Below are 14,892 nucleotides of genomic sequence, written 5' to 3' on the forward strand. Positions count from 1 at the left end.
GGCGGACCGCGCCGTCGTTTGTCCGCGTCAGGACGAAGGGTCGGTCAGGATCGCCGGATCCGACAGGCCGGGCGCCCCGGTCTCGACCTTGCCCGCGAAACGCCGCAGGAAGTCCGCGGTACCGGACGCGGTGACCGTCACGTCGTACCAGTGGCGGCTGCCCAGCAGGGACACGGTGTGCGCGACCGAGGCGCCCCGCGCGACGGTGAGGCGCTGCGGGCTCCCGCCGTAGGCGCTGGTGACGGTGAGGACCGCCGTCGCATCCCCCCTGTTGGTGCAGGTGAGGTCCAGGTTGCCGGTCGCGGCGTTGTGGCGGGCGGTGACCTCGGGCCCGGGGACCGTCCCGGGGTTGCGGAAGCGGCGCACGAAGCCGTTCGGGCCGTGCACCGTCAGGTCGGTGACCCCGCCCGAGTAGCGGGTGTTCCAGGTGTCCGCGATCGACGCGCCGGCCGCCGTCGTGTACGTCCAGGGGGCGTCGGTGCGGTTTCCGGAGGTGACGAGGAACTGCGCGCCCAGCGCCGGCCCGCCGCTGAACGTCAGCCGGAACCTCCCCTCCGCGGTGAGCGCCGTGCCGTCCACGTACGGGGCGTACCCCAGCGGGCGGGTGGGCCGTGCGCCCCTCTCCTGGCGGGGCATGCTGCCCACGGCGGGCGCGGGGGCCGTGAAGTCGGGGTGCCGCTCGCGGTCCCGCGGCTCCCAGGCACCCGTGTCGGGCAGCGGAACGGCGCCGGTGTCGCTGCGGCCGAAGTCGAACGCGGAGGTCAGGTCGCCGCAGACGGCGCGGCGCCACGGCGAGATGTTCGGCTCGTGGACGCCGAAGCGCTTCTCCATGAAGCGGATGACGGAGGTGTGGTCGAAGGTCTCGGAGCAGGAGTAGCCGCCGGTGCTCCACGGTGAGACGACGAGCATCGGCACGCGCGGGCCCAGCCCGTACGGCCCGGCCGTGTAACCGGGTTTGCCCGGGAAGACGTCGAGGGCGGTCGGCACCGTGGACAGGCCCTGGCCGGCGTTGGCCGGGGCGTACGGCGGGACGACGTGGTCGAAGAACCCGTCGTTCTCGTCATAGGTGATGAACAGGGCGGTACGGGCCCACACGTCCGGGTTCGAGGTGAGCGCGTCGAGGACCTGCGCGATGTACCAGGCGCCGTAGTTGGACGGCCAGTTGGAGTGCTCGCTGAAGGCCTCGGGGGCCGCGATCCAGGAGACCTGCGGCAGCCTGCCGGACTTCACGTCCGCCCGGAGCCGGTCGAAGTAGCCCTCGCCGGCCTTGGCGTCGGTGCCCGTGCGGGCCTTCTCGTGCAGGGGGCTGCCGGGCTGTGCGTTGCGGTAGGCGTTGAAGTACAGGAGCGAGTTGTCGCCGTAGTTGCCCCGGTAGGCGTCGTTGATCCAGCCCCAGTGGCCGGCCGCGTCGAGACCGTCGCCGATGTCCTGGTAGACCTTCCAGGAGACGCCCGCCGCCTCCAGCCGCTCCGGGTAGGTCGTCCACCCGTAGCCGAGTTCGGCGTTGTTGAGGACGGGGCCGCCCCCCTTGCCGTCGTTGCCGGTGTGGCCGGACCACAGGTAGTAGCGGTTGGGGTCGGTGGAGCCGATGAACGAGCAGTGGTAGGCGTCGCAAACCGTGAACGCGTCGGCGAGGGCGTAGTGGAACGGGATGTCCTCGCGGCCCAGGTACGCCATCGTGGTGGGCGTCTTGGCCGGCACCCAGTTGTCGTACCTGCCCTTGTTGAAGGCGCTCTGGCCGCCTGCCCAGTCGTGGTTGAGGCCCTGCAGGAACTCCATGCCGAGGTCGTCCGACGGCGGCCGGAAGGGCAGCGTCACCTTGCCCGTCCTGTCGGCCTGGTGCCAGACGGGCTTGCCGCTCGGGAGGGTCACCGGGCGCGGGTCGCCGAAGCCGCGCACGCCGCGCAGCCTGCCGAAGTAGTGGTCGAAGGAACGGTTCTCCTGCATGAGGACGACGATGTGCTCGACATCGGCGATGGTGCCGGTGGAGCCCTGAGCCGGGATGGCGGCGGCGCGCGCGATGCTCTCGCCCAGCACGCCCAGGGCGGCGGTGCCGCCGGTGAGCTGAAGGAAGCGGCGGCGGTTGAGTTCTGCCATGGCGGACGACCTCTGCGGGTAGGGGGCGGGGAACGGCCCCCAGGACAGCGGGCGCCGGGGGCCGGAGGGGGAGCCCGGGGTGACGGCGGGGGATACGCCAGGCGAACGGCAGCCGGATACCCGGGCAGTTCGGCCGCATCCTCCGCCTGTCCGCCCGCCCGCGACCGCTCCCGCGCCGCCTCCGCCCGTGCCGACCGCGTGCCGCCCGTGCTTCCGCCCGCGCTCCCGGCCCTACGCGGCCCGGCCCGGAGCCGGGGCCGCCAGCGGGGGGTTGAGGCGGGCGAAGCCCTCCTGGCGCTCGTACGGGAAGTACGGATAGGGCGCCGGGCGGTGGCTCACGGCGTCCAGCCGCGCGCTCTGCTCCGGCGTCAGGCTCCAACCGACGGCGCCGATGTTCTGCCGCAGCTGCTCCTCGGTGCGGGCGCCGATGATCACGGACGACACGGTGGGGCGGCCCAGCAGCCAGTTGAGCGCGACCTGCGGGATCGACCGGCCGGTCTCCCGTGCGATCGCGTCGAGCACGTCGACGACGTCGTAGAGCAGTTCGTCGTCGACGGGCGGGCCGTAGTCCGCGGTCGCGTGCAGCCGGCTGCCCTCCGGCAGCGGCCGGCCGCGCCGTACCCTGCCGGTGAGGCGGCCCCAGCCGAGCGGGCTCCACACGAGGGCGCCGACGCCCTGGTCACGGCCCAGCGGCATCAGCTCCCACTCGTAGTCGCGGCCGACGAGCGAGTAGTACACCTGGTGGGCGGCGTACCGGGGGAAGCCGTGGCGGTCGGCCGCGGCCAGGGACTTCATCAGCTGCCAGCCCGCGAAGTTGGAGACGCCGACGTGGCGGATCTTCCCCGCGCGCACCAGCGTGTCGAGCGCCGACAGCACCTCCTCGACCGGGGTGGCTGCATCGAAGGCGTGCAGCTGGAACAGGTCGATCCGGTCGGTGCCGAGCCGGCGCAGGGCGTCCTCGGCGGACCGGATCAGGCGTGCCCCGGAGGTACCGGCGTCGCCGGGCCCGTCGCCCATCGGCAGGCCCGCCTTGGTGGAGAGCAGAACCCGGTCGCGCCGGCCCTTCACCGCCGCGCCCAGGACGGACTCCGAGGCTCCGGCCGAGTACACGTCGGCGGTGTCGAAGAGCGTGATCCCGGCGTCGATGCAGATGTCGACCATGCGGCGCGCCCCGCGGACGCCGGTGTCGCCCCACGCCCCGAAGAGCGGCCCTTCGCCGCCGAACGTCCCGGCGCCGAAGCTCAGGACCGGGACGCTGAGACCGGAGGTGCCGAGCTGCCTGTACTCCATGACGAGCCCCCTCGTGAAAAGGATGAGCGGATACGCATTAAAGGAACTGTGGACCCCTTAAGCTGGTTCCACCGTAACAGCGGAAGCGTATTAATGGAACTGGAGACCCGTTATGGCGTCGGATGGTGAGAGCACGGAGCCGGGCACCCTGCGGCCCGGCGGCCGGACTGCCCGCGTGCGGGCGGCTGTGCTGGACGCGGCGGGCGACCTGCTCGCCGAAGCCGGCTTCGACCGGCTGGACCTGGCCGAGGTGGCCCGGCGCGCCGAAGTCGGCAAGACCACCGTCTACCGCAGGTGGGGCACGCCCTCCGGGCTCGTCGCGGACCTCCTCGGCGACATGGCGGAGCAGTCCGCGCCCCGCACCGAGACGGGCTCCCTGGACGGCGACCTCCTCGCCAACGCCGACCTGGTCCGCCGGACCCTCGCCGACCCGCGCCAGGGCCCGCTGTTCCGGGCCGTGATCGCGGCCGCCGGTACGGACCCCCGGGCGGCCGAGGCCCTGCACCGCTTCTACGCCGTCCGTGTCGCCGAGTGGGCGCCCTGCGTCCGCCAGGCCGTCGCCCGCGGCGAACTCCCGCCGGACACGGATGCGGAGGAGGTCGTCCGGAGCGTCTCCGCGCCCCTCTACTACCGGCTGCTGACGACCGGCACGCCCCCGGACGCCGCCGCGGCCGAGCGCGCCGCCCGCGCCGCCGCGGCCGCCGCCCGCGCGGGCGTGTTCGCCGTGGCGGGCCCGGAACCCGCGGAGGGCTGACGCTCGGGCGCACAGGAGCGCGGTGCCGAGCCGCACCCGGCCGCTCCGCCTGGTGGGGGAGGGGCCTGCCGCCCGTCGGCCCGGCCCTTGCCGACGGCGCCCGGCCGCGCCGGGTTCCGGGCCGTCTGGCCGTGAGGTCGTACGCCGGGGACGCGCTCGGGCGGTCCGGGCGGTTCCGCGGATGTCCGCTCCGCCGCAGCGGCCCGGCGGGCCGGATGTCAGGGCGCGGGGGTGAAGAGGCCCGCCGGCGCGTCGCCGAGGACGAACCCGTTGTCGAAGCGGACCCGCACCGTCACCCGGCGCCGGTCCTGCTGCCAGGCGGCCCACTCCGGTTCCAGGGCCCCGGCCTGCTCCTCGACCCTGCGGCGGCTCGCCGGCGGCATCTGGGTGCCGAAGCTGTCGAGGAGCGACGTGAGCCGCTCGTACTCCCGCACCTGCGGGCCCGGTTCCCGTACGTGCTCGTCCACGCGCTCGACGGTCCCCTCGCAGCCCGCGGCCAGCACCAGGAACCCGGCGGCGGCACCCGCCTCGACCGCGGAGCCCCCGGCCGCGGTGACGGAACCGGCCAGCCCGAGGTCCGCTGCCAGCCTGACCCGCACGCCCTCTTCGAGTTCCACCGCTCCCCGTACCCCTCCGTCCTCGGGGCTGCCCGCCCCTCCCGGTGCACCCGCACCGGAACCCGGCCATTATCCGGCGCGGCGGACGGGCCGGGTGTACGCCAGCCGGTGCCGACACGACCACGACAGTCGTATATTCCACAACCGCGCAGGGGGCAAATGCTACTGATGTACCGCAAACGCACCGCACTCAGGAGGTATGCAATGCGTGCAGGTCTTCTCCGTTTCACCGTCGTGCTGGGTGCCGCCGCGGCCCTCGGCCTCGGCGGAGCCGCGGCGGCCGCCGCCGACGGCGTCGGCAACTCGGGCATCGGGAACTCCGGTGTCGGCAACTCGGGCATCGCCAACCTGGGAGTGGGCAACTCCGGTCTCGCCAACCTGGGAGTGGGCAACTCCGGCCTGGCCAACGAAGGCGTCGGCAACTCCGGCCTCGGCAACTCCGGAGTGGGCAGCTCCGGCCTCGGCAACACGGGCGTCGGCAGCTCCGGCATCGGCAACTAGCAGCACGGTCCCGCGAGCCCGCCGGCTGCTCGACCGCCGCGGTTCCCGGCCCCGATGACGACCTCCGGTGCGGTGGCGGCACCAGCCCACCACCGCATGCGGGGGCCTCCCCCCTGCGCAGGCGCGGCCGGCACCGGCGGGAGAGCGGCGCGGGGAGGCTCAGTGGGCCGAGAACCCGCCGTCCACGAAGATCGCCTGGCCCGTGATGTAGCCGGACGACCGGCCGGCGAGGAACACGGCCGCACCGGCCAAGTCCTCGGCCAGGCCGTTCCGTCCGACCAGCGTCCGCCGGGCCAGCGCCGCCACCGTCTCCTCGTCGGACGACAGCCGCGCGTTGAGCGGGGTCACAACGAAGCCGGGCACCAGCGCGTTGCACGTGACCCCGTGCGGCGACCAGGCCTCGGCCTGCGAACGGGCCAGCGACTCGAGCGCCCCCTTCGACACCCCGTAGGCGCCGCTCTGCACGAACGCCCGGTGCGCCTGCTGCGAGCTGATGTGGATGATCCGCCCGAAGCCCCGCTCCGCCATGCCGGGCCCGAAGCGCTGCCCCAGCAGGTAGGGCGCCTCCAGGTTCACCGCCATCGTGGCGTCCCACACGGCGTCGTCCAGCTCGCCCATCGGCGGCCGCAGGTTGATCCCTGCGCTGTTCACGAGGATGTCCGGCTCGCCGAACACCCCGGCCGCCTGCTCCGCCGCGGCGCGCACCCCCTCACGCGTGCCGAGATCGGCGCTCACCCAGGCCGCCCGGCAGCCGTCTGCCGCGAACTCGTCTACGGCGGAGGCCAGTTCGGCCTCCCTGCGCGCCACGATGACGACGCCGGCCCCGGCGCGTGCGAGGGCGCCGGCCACGGCCCGTCCGATGCCGGAGCTCCCGCCGGTCACCACGGCGACCAGGCCGTCCAGCGAGAACAGTTCCACGAGGTGGCGCTGTGAGGTCATGCCCGCAGGATACGAGGAGCCTGCCGCAGCCGGGCACCGCTCAGCCGTGGCGCGGCACGACCGCGAGCGGCCGGTCCCGCACCACGCCCACCTGCCGGCCCGAGCCGGACCACCCCGCCACGGCAACGCCCGAGGAGGCGACATGACAGGAGAGAAAGACCTCCGCACCCTGCTTGCCTCGATGAGCCCGCAGCTCAACGAGGGGGAGTACGTGTTCGCGCTCGCCCCGCAAGGCGAGGTGCCGGCGGGGACCCGCCCGGTGGCCACGGTCCGCGAAGAGGAGGGGCTGACCCTGGTGCTGCCCCGCGCGGACGCCGACCGGCTGGGGCTCGCGTACGACTACGTCGCCGCGTGGATCACCCTGCGCGTGCACTCCGCCCTGGACGCGGTGGGTCTGACCGCCGCCTTCGCGACGGCCTTGGCCTCGGCGGGCCTGAGCTGCAACGTCGTGGCCGGCTACCACCACGACCACCTGTTCGTGCCGCACGGCGAGGCACCCCGGGCCCTGGCCGTCCTGGCGGACCTCGCCGGCTGACGGGCCCGGCGCCGCCGGGTATCCGTACGGGGCCTGCCGGGACGCCCGATTCCGGCGACACTGGTGCACACGTAGGGGCCGCCGCCCGGTGGCCCCCACCACCGCCGACGCCGAGGCGTGGGCGGTCGACGCCCACCGGCAGGCCCGGGTCCGCAGCATCCGGGCCCGCACGAGGAGAGCGGTCCCCGCGATGCCCGATCCCGACGCCTCCCTCCTCGTCCCGGTGCTCGCCGCCGCCGCCCTGGTGATCCGTACCGCGGTGCTGGAAATGCGGCAGCCGGGAACCGCCCGCCGCACCTTGGCCTTCGCCGGCAGCCCCCGGGCCATGGCGGCCGGGGCGACCGTCACCGCGGCCGTCCTGCTCACCGGCGCCGGCCGGGGCGGCTGGACTGCCGTCGCCTGGGCCGTGCTGGCCGGCGCCCTCACCGCCCACCTCACCGGCCGCGACCTGCGGACCTCCGCCCCCGAGGCGTCCGCGGGCGGCGGTCCGGCCGTGACACCGCGCCGGATCGGCGCGGTCGCCGCCGCGGTCGGCACACCGCTCGCCGCGGCCGCGGCGGCCCTGTACACCCTCCCCGCCACCGGCCTTCCCGTCCTCGCCATCGGCCTGGCGCTGCTGCTCGCCGGCCTGGTCCTGGCCGCGGCCCGGCGCCGCTGAAGGCTCCCGGCGCGCACTGCGGCCGGCGCCCGCCGGGGTCAGGAAGGCAGGGCCATCAGCAGCAGGGGCGCGGTGGTCGGGTGGGGCGATCCGCCGACGGGTTCGAGGCTGAGGCCGACCGCGGTCGCGTCGGCCGGATCGCCGCTGAGCTGCACGGTCCCGTCCCCGGAGATGAAACCGGCGGGGCGCATGGTGCCGTCGTGGTCGAGCCACAGCTGGTACGTCTTGCCGGCGGCGGGCGCCGGAAGGCTGCCGGCGGTGAAGACGGCCCGGTTCTGCATGTCGGAGGCCACCACCGTGGTCAGGGCGCCGTTGGCGGCCCGGCCGTGCACGGCCCGGGCGTCGGGCGCCGCGAGGACGGAGCTGACGTCGTCCAGGCGCTGCTCGGCCTGTACGGCCCGCTGCCGCAGCTCCTCGCCCTGCCGGACCTGCCACACGGCCAGGCCGGCGAGTGACGCGGCGGCGGCCAGGCTGGCGGCCAGGGCGAGCGGGAGGGCCCTGCGGCGCAGGGTGCCGCCGCGGGCGGTCGCGGACGAGGCCGGGGGCACCCGCGGCGGCAGCTGCCGCACACCGTCGATCGCGTCCAGGACCGCCTGCTTGCCCGCCGCAGGCGGCGGCTGGGAGACGGCCGCGGCCAGGCGCGCCGCGGTGGCCAGGAACTCCGCGACCTCCTGCCGGCACGACGCGCACTCGTGCAGGTGGCTCTCGAACACCGCCTGTTCGCCGGGGTCGAGGGCGTTCAGCGCGTAGGCGGCGGCAAGGGCGTGGGGATCGGATACGTCGTGTTTCATGTGGTCACCCCCATGCAGTCGCGGAGCCGGATGAGCCCGTCGCGCATGCGTGTCTTGATGGTGGGAAGCGGTGTGCGCAGGGCTTCGGCGACTTCACGGTAGGTCAGTCCCCGGTAGTAGGCCAGGTCCACGGCCTGGCGCTGGAGCTCGGTCAGCCCGCGCAGGCAGCGGCGTACCTGCTCGCTCTCCAGCCGGGTCTCCACCTGCTCGGCGACCTCGTCGAAGGCGGTCTGGTGCTCCCGGGCGGCCTGGGTGTGCTCGCGGTCCGCAGCCGCCTGGGCGGAGCGGACGCGGTCGACCGCGCGGCGGTGTGCGATGGTCGCCGCCCAGGTGGTGACGCTTCCGGTGTCGGGCCGGTAGCGGGCGGCCTGCCGCCACAGGTCGATCATGACCTCCTGGGCGACCTCCTCCGACTGCGCGCGGTCGCGTACGACTCTGACGACGATCCCGTGGACCAGGGGTGCGAGGGCGTCGTAGAGCGCGGAGAAGGACTGCTTGTCGCCTCGGGCGACCTGCTGCATGAGCTCGGCGAGGTCGGCCCCGCCCGGGGCGTGGCCTGCGCCGGAGGGGAGCGGTTGGTTCACCGGCCGGGCTCCGGCCGGGGTGAGGAGGGGGAGGGGCCGCCGGGGCGGGTTGCCCGGGGGAGGGGTGTCCATCGCATGCCGGTCCTTGTCCTCGTCGTGGTGCGGGGCCGCCCCTGCCGGGTGGCGGGGCGGAGCCCGGCGCCGGAACGTGTGGTGTGTCGGGTGTTCTTCGTAGCGGACGGCGCTGCGGATGGGAGGGCACTCCGCCGCCTTCGCCGCGTTCGGACAGCCCGGTCGGGTGAAGGGAGCAGGGAAGAGGGGAGCCGCTCCGGCCGACGAGTTGGACGGGCCGCCGGGTTGATGTCAAGTGCCGGGCGCCACAGGCGCGATATTTCACTCGTTCGGGTGTCCGGCCAATCCGCCGGGCGCGTGCTGCCGAATCCCGTACGTGAGCAGCTTCCGCAACACCCTCGCCCGCGTCGGCCCCGGCGCCCTGGCCGGACTCCTGGCCGCGTTCGCGGCGCTCGCCGCGGCCGAGCTGGCAGCCGGCCTGGCCCGCCCGGCCGCGGGCCCGGTGACGGTCGTGGGCGGCGCGGTGGTTGACCTGGCCCCGGCCGCGGTGAAGGACTTCGCGGTCCGCACCTTCGGGGAGGACGACAAGGACGCCCTCCGGCTCGGCATCCTCTTCCTGCTGGCGCTCAGCGCCGCCGGCCTCGGCGTACTGAGCCTGCGTCACCTGCGTGCCGGGGCGGCCGGCGTCCTGCTCTTCGGAGCCGTCGGCGCCGCCGCCGCGCTGAGCCGTCCCGACGCCGCCGGCCTCGGCGACGCGCTTCCCTCGCTCGCCGGCGCGGCGGCAGGGGCGGCCACCCTCTGCTTCCTGGTCGCGCGGAGGGCAGGCGCCCCGCCGGACGGGCCGGCCGGGAGCGGCCGGGGCGACTGGAACAGGCGGGGCTTCCTCACCGCGGCGGCTGCCACCGCCGGCGCCGCCGCCTCCGCCGGAGCCCTGGGCCGCACCCTCGCCGACCGGCACGGGCAGGATGCCGCCGCCTCCCGGAACGCCCTGGTCCTGCCGCCGCCGGCCTCCCCGGCCCCGGCCCTCCCGGCCGGCGCACAACTGAAGGTGCCCGGCATCAGCCCGTTCACCACACCCACCCGCGACTTCTACCGCGTCGACACCGCGCTCGCCGTGCCGAGGATCGACGCCGGAACCTGGCGCCTGCGGATCCACGGCGAGGGCGTCACACGCCCCCGCACCCTCACCCTCGGCGAGCTCCTGGCCCGCCCCCTCGTTGAGCGCGACATCACCCTCACCTGCGTCTCCAACGAGGTCGGCGGCCCGTACACCGGCACCGCCCGCTGGCTCGGCGTCCCCCTCGCCGACCTCCTGCGGGAGGCCGGCGTGCGGCCGCCGTCCCAGGGCGGCAGGTCCGACCAGCTGGTGGCGCGCTCCGCGGACGGCATGACCCTCGGTTCCCCGGTCGAGGAGCTGATGGACGGGCGGGACGCCATGCTCGCCGTCGGCATGAACGGCGAACCGCTCCCCTTCGACCACGGCTTCCCTGCCCGGATGCTCGTGCCCGGCCTCTACGGCTACGTCTCCGCCTGCAAGTGGATCACCGACATGGAGCTGACCTCCTTCGACGCCTACGACCCCTACTGGGTCCGGCGCGGCTGGGCCCGGCGGGCGCCGGTCAAGACCCAGTCCCGCATCGACACCCCCAAGCCCTTCGCGCGGCCCGCCGCCGGGCCGGTCACCGTCGCGGGCGTCGCCTGGGCCCAGCGCAGAGGCATCATCCGGGTCGAGGTCCGCATCGACGACGGGCCCTGGCAGGACGCCGACCTCGCGGCTCCGACGGGCGCGGACACCTGGCGGCAGTGGACCTACCGCTGGGAGGCCGCTCCCGGCGGACACACCCTCACCGTCCGCGCCACGGACGGCACCGGACGGGTGCAGACCGAAGAGCGCACCCGCACCGTCCCCGACGGGGCGAGCGGCCGGCACAGCGTCTTCGTCACCGTCCCCCAGACCACCGGCCGGCCTGCTCGCGGGCCGGCCGGAGCACCACCCCGGCCACCGGACAACCGAACAGCCGTACAACCCTCATTGAAGGAGTAGACCCACCATGAACACCATCCGCATCCGCCGTACCGCAGTCGCCGTTGCGGCCGCAGCCGTCCTGCCCTTCTCCCTCGCCGCGTGCTCCGACTCCGGCAGCGAGACCAAGGCCGCCCCCACCGCGGGAGCCGAGGGGGCAGCGCAGACCGCCGGGAGCGCCCCGATGGACGACGCGGCAACGGGCGGCAAGCCGTTCGGCCCGGGCTGCGCGAGCGTGCCCGAGGAAGGCGCCGGCTCCTTCGAGGGCATGGCCCAGGACCCGGTCGCCACCGCGGCCTCCAACAACCCGGCCCTCTCCACCCTCGTCGCCGCGGTGAAGCAGGCCGGCCTCGTCGACACCCTGAACAACGCGAAGGACATCACCGTCTTCGCGCCCACCAACGAAGCCTTCGCCAAGATCCCGAAGGCCGACCTCGACAAGGTCCTCGCCGACAAGGCGGCCCTGACGAACATCCTCACCTACCACGTCGTCGGGCAGAGGCTGACGCCGCAGCAGCTCGAGAACGGCTCCTTCGAGACCCTCCAGAAGGGCACGGTCACGACCAAGGGCTCGGGCGAGTCCTACAAGGTCAACGACACGGCGGCGGTGGTGTGCGGCAACGTCAAGACGGCGAACGCCAACGTCTACATCATCGACACCGTCCTGATGCCGAAGTAGCGGCCGGCGGTACCTGCCCCCGCCACGGGACGGGGGCAGGCCCTGCACCGCCCCGGCCTCCCCTCCCCTCCGCGCGGGCGGCTGCCGCGGCGTACGATCAGCCGGTCCCCGCCCCGCAAGGAGTTCCCGCCCGGTGTCCGCAGTCATTCCGCCGCCCCGCCCCGCAACCGGCCTGCTGCCCGTGCAGCCGCTCGACCGCCTGGAGGGCGGCGAGCGGCTGCACGGCCTTCTGTGGCGGGCCGGTGCGGACTGGCGGATGATCAGCAGCGCCGTCCTCGGCGGCGGCATCGGGGAACGGGCCTGGGTCCTCAACGCCCAGGTGTCGCACGGCTACCGGCGCACCGATCCGGAACGCCACCTCGCGGAGCTCGCCCGGGACGCGGGCGTGCGCGGGCCTGGCGTCGGCCTGATGACAGCCGCCGACGTCCGCGCGTACGGCCACGCGCACGACGCGGGAGCGGAGGCGGTGGCCACCGCGGGGCTCGGAGTGCGGGGCTGGGCGGCCGCTCCCGGGCAGGGCGCCGCCGCGGCGCCGCAGCCGGGCACGGTCAACATCGTGGTGGCGCTTCCCGTGGCCCTGACCGATGCCGCGCTGGTCAACGCGGTGGCAACCGCCACCGAAGCCAAGGTGCAGGCGCTGCTGGACGCCGGATACGACTGCTCGGGCACCCCGACGGACGCCGTGTGCGTCGCCGCCCGCGTCCCCCGCGGGGGCGAGGACGCCCACCCCTTTGCCGGCCCCCGCTCCCTGTGGGGCGCGCGCCTGGCCCGCGCCGTCCACCGGGCCGTGCACGCCGCTGCCCGTCCGCCCGCCGCCTGAGCGGTACCGCACATCCCCGGCATGTGCGGAGGAGTCAGGCAAAACGGTGCAGAATCACTGCGACTTTCCGTACCGGCAGCCGCGCCCCAGCCTGGAGACCTCGGGGCCTGTATGCAGCCATCCACGGGAGGACCCATGAGCCTGCGTGACGAACTTCCGGTCGACCACCCCCTGAACAAGGTCTACCGGATCGGAGCCGCCCTGTGCGGCCTGCTGCTCCTCCTCTTCGGCTGCCTCGGGTACGCCGACAGCCTCTCCGCCTTCGACACCGACGGGCAGCAGATCGCCGGCCTGTCCACGAACGGACTGCTGAGCACCGTCTCGGTCGTGTTCGGACTGCTCCTGGTCGTCGCCGCCCTGATCGGCGGCAACGTCGCCTCGTCCGTCAACATCGCGGTCGGCGTGCTGTTCCTCCTGAGCGGGTTCGTGCACCTGTTCCTCATCGGGCGACCCGGCAACATTTTGGACTTCGGCCTCTCCAACGTCTTCTTCAGCTTCCTGATGGGCCTGCTGATCATGACGTTCGGCATGTACGGCCGGGTCAGCGGCGGCCTGCCGCACGACAACCCGTACTGGCGGCGCCGCCACCCCGACCAGGCCGCCCGCGAGACGGCGGGCCGCCCGCGGCTCGGCCCGGCGGCCGGCCGGCCCGCCGAGCTGCCGAGGAGGTGAACGTGCCCGGCGGCGGCGCGAGGGTGCTGGTGGTCGGCGCCACCGGCGAGATCGGCACCCTCGCCGTCCGCGGGCTGGCCGGGAGGCACTGCCGGACCGCGCTGGCCGGCCGCGACCGCCGCCGCCTGGCGGCCCTGGCCGCCGGAACCGGCAGCCCGGCCCGCCGTATCGACGCCTACGACCTGCGCGGCTGCTCCGGTCTGGCTCCGTGGGCGGCCGAGGCCCTCGGCGGCCTGGACGGCGTCCTGGTGACCGTCGGCGTCGCCGCCTTCGGGCCGGCAGCGCGCGTGTCGGACGCCGCCGCCGAACACCTGCTCACCGTGAACGCCCTCTGTCCCATGGCTGTCCTGCGGGGCGCCGCCCCCGTGGTCGGCGACGGCGGCTTCCTCGCCGCGGTGACCGGCGCCGTCGTCGACACCCCCCTGGCCGGTACGGCCGACTACGCGGCCTCCAAAGCCGCGCTCGCCGGCTGGCTCGGCGTCCTCGCCCGCGAGGTGCGCAAGCGGCGTGTCGCCGTCGTCGACGCCAGATTCCCCCACCTGGACACGGGGTTCGCCGCCCGCGCCGTCGAGGGGAGCCCACCGCCGCTGCCCCGGCCCGCAGACCCGGACGCCGCGGTGTCGGCCCTGCTCGACCGACTGCTCGCCCCGGCGGCTCCCGCGACACCGCTCACGGCACCACCCTGGCGTCCGGAGCCCGCCCGCCCGGCCCCCTGAACCGCCCCACCGCCCACCACCCGCTCCGAGGAGGGATCATGTCGAACCTCAGGATTCCGCCGGGGGAGACTCCCCCGGCCGAAGGATCCACCGCATCGGCCCACCGGGAACGCGCGGACGGAGGCCCCTGGGAACACCCCGGCGTCTTCCTCGCGCTCGTCGTCCTCGGCGCCGCCATGGTCGCGGCGTTCTTCGCCGCCCGCCTCTGGGGCTGACGACGCCCCCGCCCACCGGCCGGCCGCCCCCGTACAGGGCCGTGCTCAGCGCGGCGCCGGGGCGGCCGGGACGAGGTACAGGCCGTCCGGATAGCACCAGGCCCACCGGGCACCGCTCGCGCAGGACTGGGCGAGGGGGTGCGCGGACGCCTCGGCGTGGGCATGGGCGTGCTGCCCCGGGGAGCTGTCACAGCAGCCGACATGGCCGCACGTGAGACACCGCAGCAGGCCTACCCGCGGCGTCCCGGCCTCGCAGTCCTCGCACCCCTTCCCCACGTGGCGGACGGGACGGAGCACCGCCTCCCCGAGGTGGGAGCAGACGGGCTGCTCCACGCGGCCCCCGTCGGGGGCAGGCGCCCAGAACGGGGCCTCCGGTTCACGTCCCACAGCGCCTCCTGTCCTGTCGCCCCCACTCTCCTCTTCCGTCCGGGCCCGACCCGCGGATGCGGTCCGGGCCCGGACGCGGTCCGCCGGGTGCCGCGGCGGGAGCGCACCCGGCGCCGCACGACGGGGTGCTGCCAGGAGGACTCGGCCACCCCGGGCAGGAAGCCCGCGTGACCCCGCCCGTGCACGCGCCCGTCGGGGCGAGGCTGCGCACCGCCCGAATCTGCCTTTCCGTACGGCCGGGCAACCGGTCGGCACGGTGCGGAGAATGCACGCTCACCACCGCCCTCCCCGCACCCCGGTTGCCTGCACCCAAAGCGCAGGGAAACAGGAGTTCGGAAAGGCGGTGCAGTATTCCCGAAGCACGGATGCCGGCGCTGTCGGGTTTTCGCCTCCAAGTCGACCGAAAGCATTCCGGTTGTCGTTTTGAGTCAATCCCCTGCATGTGCCGGGGGGTTGTGACGCGTGTGACGCGGCGGCCGCGCCCAGTTCAGACGCATGATCGCCGTCCGGCCGCCGGACCGGATCATGCTCCGCCGCAGGTTGCCGCGACGGCGCAAACACAGTCTTTACCGCGGGCCGGGCAGCGGCAAAGCTGTACGCCG

17 protein-coding genes are annotated in these 14,892 nt (G+C 74.8%); 10 read left to right on the plus strand and 7 right to left on the minus strand.

What is annotated here, in order from left to right; all coding sequences use genetic code 11:
* Positions 1-27: 27 nt before the first annotated feature.
* The gene (locus tag MUK52_RS30630) at positions 28-2,097 is read right to left on the minus strand and encodes a phosphocholine-specific phospholipase C (protein WP_114055934.1); all 2,070 of its coding nucleotides are present in this window, start codon (positions 2,095-2,097) and stop codon (positions 28-30) included.
* A 231-nt stretch (positions 2,098-2,328) separates the two neighbouring features.
* Positions 2,329-3,387: an aldo/keto reductase gene (locus MUK52_RS30635; protein ID WP_284581577.1), complete on the minus strand. Its 1,059-nt coding sequence runs from the start codon at positions 3,385-3,387 to the stop codon at positions 2,329-2,331.
* Between the two features lie 112 nt (positions 3,388-3,499).
* Between MUK52_RS30635 and MUK52_RS30640 the strand changes: the two genes are divergently transcribed.
* On the plus strand, positions 3,500-4,141 hold the full coding sequence (locus tag MUK52_RS30640; RefSeq protein WP_284581578.1) for a TetR/AcrR family transcriptional regulator: 642 nt from the start codon (positions 3,500-3,502) through the stop codon (positions 4,139-4,141).
* 218 nt (positions 4,142-4,359) lie between these two features.
* Here MUK52_RS30640 and MUK52_RS30645 read toward each other — a convergent pair whose 3' ends face one another.
* Positions 4,360-4,758, minus strand: coding sequence for a hypothetical protein (locus MUK52_RS30645; RefSeq protein ID WP_114055931.1), 399 nt, complete (start codon positions 4,756-4,758; stop codon positions 4,360-4,362).
* Positions 4,759-4,962: 204 nt separating this feature from the next.
* On the opposite strand from MUK52_RS30645, the gene MUK52_RS30650 reads away from it, so the two are divergent.
* Positions 4,963-5,259, plus strand: a complete 297-nt coding sequence (locus tag MUK52_RS30650; RefSeq protein ID WP_114055930.1) for a pentapeptide repeat-containing protein — start codon at positions 4,963-4,965, stop codon at positions 5,257-5,259.
* Positions 5,260-5,418: 159 nt separating this feature from the next.
* Here MUK52_RS30650 and MUK52_RS30655 read toward each other — a convergent pair whose 3' ends face one another.
* Positions 5,419-6,198 (minus strand): SDR family NAD(P)-dependent oxidoreductase, encoded by a 780-nt coding sequence (locus MUK52_RS30655; protein WP_284581579.1) that lies wholly within the window; start codon positions 6,196-6,198, stop codon positions 5,419-5,421.
* Between the two features lie 142 nt (positions 6,199-6,340).
* Here MUK52_RS30655 and MUK52_RS30660 point away from each other — a divergent pair, with 142 nt between their 5' ends.
* Positions 6,341-6,733, plus strand: a complete 393-nt coding sequence (locus MUK52_RS30660) for an ACT domain-containing protein (RefSeq protein WP_114055928.1) — start codon at positions 6,341-6,343, stop codon at positions 6,731-6,733.
* An 88-nt stretch (positions 6,734-6,821) separates the two neighbouring features.
* Complete coding sequence (locus MUK52_RS30665) at positions 6,822-7,391, plus strand: hypothetical protein (RefSeq protein WP_284581581.1); 570 nt, start codon at positions 6,822-6,824, stop codon at positions 7,389-7,391.
* Between the two features lie 38 nt (positions 7,392-7,429).
* Here MUK52_RS30665 and MUK52_RS30670 read toward each other — a convergent pair whose 3' ends face one another.
* Both MUK52_RS30670 and sigK read right to left on the minus strand, forming a co-directional pair.
* A complete protein-coding gene (locus MUK52_RS30670) occupies positions 7,430-8,182 on the minus strand; it encodes an anti-sigma factor (RefSeq protein WP_114055927.1) in 753 nt (250 codons plus the stop codon).
* Positions 8,179-8,766 (minus strand): ECF RNA polymerase sigma factor SigK, encoded by a 588-nt coding sequence (gene sigK, locus MUK52_RS30675; RefSeq protein ID WP_246042564.1) that lies wholly within the window; start codon positions 8,764-8,766, stop codon positions 8,179-8,181. Before sigK ends, MUK52_RS30670 begins: the two co-directional genes overlap by 4 nt.
* A gap of 379 nt (positions 8,767-9,145) precedes the next feature.
* Here sigK and MUK52_RS30680 point away from each other — a divergent pair, with 379 nt between their 5' ends.
* From MUK52_RS30680 to MUK52_RS30705, 6 genes are all read left to right on the plus strand, one after another.
* Positions 9,146-10,822, plus strand: coding sequence for a molybdopterin-dependent oxidoreductase (locus tag MUK52_RS30680; RefSeq protein ID WP_114058699.1), 1,677 nt, complete (start codon positions 9,146-9,148; stop codon positions 10,820-10,822).
* 7 nt (positions 10,823-10,829) lie between these two features.
* Complete coding sequence (locus tag MUK52_RS30685; protein ID WP_114055925.1) at positions 10,830-11,480, plus strand: fasciclin domain-containing protein; 651 nt, start codon at positions 10,830-10,832, stop codon at positions 11,478-11,480.
* Positions 11,481-11,613: 133 nt separating this feature from the next.
* Positions 11,614-12,300, plus strand: coding sequence for an adenosylcobinamide amidohydrolase (locus tag MUK52_RS30690; RefSeq protein ID WP_114055924.1), 687 nt, complete (start codon positions 11,614-11,616; stop codon positions 12,298-12,300).
* 135 nt (positions 12,301-12,435) lie between these two features.
* Complete coding sequence (locus tag MUK52_RS30695; protein ID WP_284581582.1) at positions 12,436-12,972, plus strand: DUF4383 domain-containing protein; 537 nt, start codon at positions 12,436-12,438, stop codon at positions 12,970-12,972.
* 2 nt (positions 12,973-12,974) lie between these two features.
* Positions 12,975-13,688 (plus strand): SDR family NAD(P)-dependent oxidoreductase, encoded by a 714-nt coding sequence (locus MUK52_RS30700; RefSeq protein WP_284581584.1) that lies wholly within the window; start codon positions 12,975-12,977, stop codon positions 13,686-13,688.
* Positions 13,689-13,726: 38 nt separating this feature from the next.
* Complete coding sequence (locus MUK52_RS30705; protein WP_174250406.1) at positions 13,727-13,903, plus strand: DUF6480 family protein; 177 nt, start codon at positions 13,727-13,729, stop codon at positions 13,901-13,903.
* Positions 13,904-13,948: 45 nt separating this feature from the next.
* Here MUK52_RS30705 and MUK52_RS30710 read toward each other — a convergent pair whose 3' ends face one another.
* Complete coding sequence (locus MUK52_RS30710; RefSeq protein ID WP_428985431.1) at positions 13,949-14,290, minus strand: UBP-type zinc finger domain-containing protein; 342 nt, start codon at positions 14,288-14,290, stop codon at positions 13,949-13,951.
* Between the last annotated feature and the right edge of the window lie 602 nt (positions 14,291-14,892).

The sequence above is a fragment of the Streptomyces sp. 2P-4 genome (assembly GCF_030167965.1).
Classification (GTDB): Bacteria; Actinomycetota; Actinomycetes; order Streptomycetales; family Streptomycetaceae; genus Streptomyces; species Streptomyces globosus_A.

Excerpts from the sequence above, each read along its gene's own strand:
- MUK52_RS30635 (WP_284581577.1), bottom strand. The coding sequence starts at position 3,387 with ATGGAGTACAGGCAGCTCGGCACCTCCGGTCTCAGCGTCCCGGTCCTG.
- MUK52_RS30640 (WP_284581578.1), top strand. The coding sequence starts at position 3,500 with ATGGCGTCGGATGGTGAGAGCACGGAGCCGGGCACCCTGCGGCCCGGC.
- MUK52_RS30685 (WP_114055925.1), top strand. The coding sequence starts at position 10,830 with ATGAACACCATCCGCATCCGCCGTACCGCAGTCGCCGTTGCGGCCGCA.
- MUK52_RS30630 (WP_114055934.1), bottom strand. The coding sequence starts at position 2,097 with ATGGCAGAACTCAACCGCCGCCGCTTCCTTCAGCTCACCGGCGGCACC.
- MUK52_RS30670 (WP_114055927.1), bottom strand. The coding sequence starts at position 8,182 with ATGAAACACGACGTATCCGATCCCCACGCCCTTGCCGCCGCCTACGCG.
- MUK52_RS30650 (WP_114055930.1), top strand. The coding sequence starts at position 4,963 with ATGCGTGCAGGTCTTCTCCGTTTCACCGTCGTGCTGGGTGCCGCCGCG.
- MUK52_RS30660 (WP_114055928.1), top strand. The coding sequence starts at position 6,341 with ATGACAGGAGAGAAAGACCTCCGCACCCTGCTTGCCTCGATGAGCCCG.
- MUK52_RS30695 (WP_284581582.1), top strand. The coding sequence starts at position 12,436 with ATGAGCCTGCGTGACGAACTTCCGGTCGACCACCCCCTGAACAAGGTC.
- MUK52_RS30705 (WP_174250406.1), top strand. The coding sequence starts at position 13,727 with ATGTCGAACCTCAGGATTCCGCCGGGGGAGACTCCCCCGGCCGAAGGA.
- MUK52_RS30655 (WP_284581579.1), bottom strand. The coding sequence starts at position 6,198 with ATGACCTCACAGCGCCACCTCGTGGAACTGTTCTCGCTGGACGGCCTG.